Origin of the sequence: Pelagimonas sp. (assembly GCF_050633425.1) — a bacterium.
Lineage (GTDB): Bacteria > Pseudomonadota > Alphaproteobacteria > Rhodobacterales > Rhodobacteraceae > Pelagimonas.
Genome location: NZ_JBOEGM010000001.1, coordinates 1 through 3,390 on the forward strand (window position 1 = coordinate 1; position 3,390 = coordinate 3,390).

Here is a 3,390-nt window from a genome sequence, read left to right on the forward strand (position 1 = left end):
TTTTGTCTCTGGGTTATTAATTTAGCCCACGTTATTTGACATAGTGACTATCTGAAGAGATATGTGGGCGGTTTTGGTTCATTCGATGAACAAATGTCTGCATATCAGCATTCTTAGGGGCTTAGGTCTCGATGATAGAATGTCAGCTTCACTGTTTGTAGCGGCTTTTGTTTACTTTTGTAAACTGAAGCACGTTATCAAACAGATGACTTTTGATTGCCATCTCCGTTCCTAGCCGGGTGGAGATGTTGCTGGTGGCTATCCCCGGGTGTTCGCACTCAAGTAGCTGCTAAGCGATAGTGCAATCAAAGATGTGCAGAGGTTCGAACGTCAAGGATAAGCAGTAATGCTTTTCAACTTGAGAGTTTGATCCTGGCTCAGAACGAACGCTGGCGGCAGGCCTAACACATGCAAGTCGAGCGCACCTTCGGGTGAGCGGCGGACGGGTTAGTAACGCGTGGGAATATACCCAGATCTACGGAATAGCCTCGGGAAACTGAGAGTAATACCGTATACGCCCTTCGGGGGAAAGATTTATCGGATTTGGATTAGCCCGCGTTAGATTAGATAGTTGGTGAGGTAACGGCTCACCAAGTCTACGATCTATAGCTGGTTTTAGAGGATGATCAGCAACACTGGGACTGAGACACGGCCCAGACTCCTACGGGAGGCAGCAGTGGGGAATCTTGGACAATGGGCGCAAGCCTGATCCAGCCATGCCGCGTGTGTGATGAAGGCCTTAGGGTCGTAAAGCACTTTCGCCAGAGATGATAATGACAGTATCTGGTAAAGAAACCCCGGCTAACTCCGTGCCAGCAGCCGCGGTAATACGGAGGGGGTTAGCGTTGTTCGGAATTACTGGGCGTAAAGCGTACGTAGGCGGATCAGAAAGTATGGGGTGAAATCCCAGGGCTCAACCCTGGAACTGCCTCATAAACTCCTGATCTAGAGTTCGAGAGAGGTGAGTGGAATTCCGAGTGTAGAGGTGAAATTCGTAGATATTCGGAGGAACACCAGTGGCGAAGGCGGCTCACTGGCTCGATACTGACGCTGAGGTACGAAAGTGTGGGGAGCAAACAGGATTAGATACCCTGGTAGTCCACACCGTAAACGATGAATGCCAGTCGTCGGGTAGCATGCTATTCGGTGACACACCTAACGGATTAAGCATTCCGCCTGGGGAGTACGGTCGCAAGATTAAAACTCAAAGGAATTGACGGGGGCCCGCACAAGCGGTGGAGCATGTGGTTTAATTCGAAGCAACGCGCAGAACCTTACCAACCCTTGACATCCTGTGCTAACCCGAGAGATCGGGCGTTCCCTTCGGGGACGCAGTGACAGGTGCTGCATGGCTGTCGTCAGCTCGTGTCGTGAGATGTTCGGTTAAGTCCGGCAACGAGCGCAACCCACATCCTTAGTTGCCAGCAGTTCGGCTGGGCACTCTAGGGAAACTGCCCGTGATAAGCGGGAGGAAGGTGTGGATGACGTCAAGTCCTCATGGCCCTTACGGGTTGGGCTACACACGTGCTACAATGGCAGTGACAATGGGTTAATCCCAAAAAACTGTCTCAGTTCGGATTGGGGTCTGCAACTCGACCCCATGAAGTCGGAATCGCTAGTAATCGCGTAACAGCATGACGCGGTGAATACGTTCCCGGGCCTTGTACACACCGCCCGTCACACCATGGGAGTTGGTTCTACCTGACGACGCTGCGCTAACCTTCGGGGGGCAGGCGGCCACGGTAGGATCAGCGACTGGGGTGAAGTCGTAACAAGGTAGCCGTAGGGGAACCTGCGGCTGGATCACCTCCTTTCTAAGGATGTTTCTAGCTTTTGGTACGAGATCACTTGCGCTCAAGTAGCGTGAGCGGTAGCGCATCAAACGTGAAGCACTTAGCATATAAGATCGGTACCTTTGCCGATCGCACATCACAGCATTCTTCGGAATGTTGTTTGGGCCATAACCGTCCTCATATCTCTTCAGAAATACACGTGGGCCTACCGGTTCCCGTGAGAAGTTGCCCTTTCGGCAGACTTTCTTGCGAAAGTCGCCTGTCGGGCGACGCCGATTTTGCAGCAGCAAAATCAGCTGGGTCGGTAGCTCAGGTGGTTAGAGCGCACGCCTGATAAGCGTGAGGTCGGAGGTTCAAGTCCTCCTCGACCCACCACTCTGCAAATTGCTTGCAATTTGTCAGAAACAACAGTGCCTCTTGAAGGACAGCGGCAGTGGCTTTTGGCAACAAAAGCGCACGAAAGCGGCCCTCTGGATCGCGCAATTTTTGGGGCCTTAGCTCAGCTGGGAGAGCGCCTGATTTGCATTCAGGAGGTCAGCGGTTCGATCCCGCTAGGCTCCACCATTCTGCAAATTGCGTTGCAATTTGTCAGACTGCGACAGTGGCTTTCTGCAAGAAAGCGCACGAAAGCAGATACCCTTTCGATTTGATCGATAAGCACCAGTTTGGTTCTTATCCGTCCAATCGGACGCGTCGGGGCGACCCGCCGTAATTGACATCGTATAGAGATTAATCAATCAACATTACTGGTTGTCGTAAGTAAGCGATAAACCTCAGTTATGTGTCTCACCCTCGGGTGTGACGAGCATTTGGATGTTCCTAGCCGGAAACCCCTTATGTCTGCATGCTGAAACGGTAATTGTTGTCCAAGTCAAGTACACTAACCAAGGTACATCTCTAACCCAGATGTACCGGCTCAGACGCAAGTCTGAGTAGTCTCAGTGAAAACACTGAGGCGGGAAAATGTATGCATTTGAACTGGTAAGATAGGGACACATCTCATGCCGAGTCTGTGTCTCGTTACATGACCATTTGTGGGATCGTCTCGCGCTCAAGTAGCGTAAGCGGTAGCGCAAATATAAAGTCTTGTTTTTACTGGATCAAATCAAGCGCGAGAAGGGCGTTTGGTGAATGCCTTGGCAGTAAGAGGCGATGAAAGACGTGATACTCTGCGATAAGCCATGAGGAGCTGAGAATAAGCTTTGATCCATGGATCTCTGAATGGGGCAACCCACCTGAAAGTTTGATATTGTTACCTTTGGTACTCAATATCTTGCTTAACCAGGTACTTTTTGACTGAATACATAGGTCTTAAAGAGCAAACCCGGGGAACTGAAACATCTAAGTACCCGGAGGAAAGGAAATCAATTGATACTCCCCTAGTAGCGGCGAGCGAACGGGGACCAGCCGAGCCTTGAGTGTGATCAGAATGTGTTGGGAAGCACAACCATAGTGGGTGATAGTCCCGTATGAGAAGCATGATAGGACGTATTAAGTAGGGCGGAACACGTGAAATTCTGTCTGAAGATCGGAGGACCACCTTCGAAGGCTAAGTACTCCTTACTGACCGATAGTGAACCAGTACCGTGAGGGAAAG

General features: G+C 50.8%; 2 tRNA genes and 2 rRNA genes. All 4 read left to right on the top strand.

Features of this window, described 5'->3' with window-relative positions:
- Positions 1 to 354: 354 nt before the first annotated feature.
- A 16S ribosomal RNA gene (locus ACRBB0_RS00005) occupies positions 355 to 1,814 on the top strand.
- 277 nt (positions 1,815 to 2,091) lie between these two features.
- A tRNA-Ile gene (locus ACRBB0_RS00010) sits at positions 2,092 to 2,168 on the top strand.
- Positions 2,169 to 2,281: 113 nt separating this feature from the next.
- Positions 2,282 to 2,357, top strand: a tRNA-Ala gene (locus ACRBB0_RS00015).
- 539 nt (positions 2,358 to 2,896) lie between these two features.
- Positions 2,897 to 3,390 (top strand): 23S ribosomal RNA (locus ACRBB0_RS00020); the annotation flags it as partial.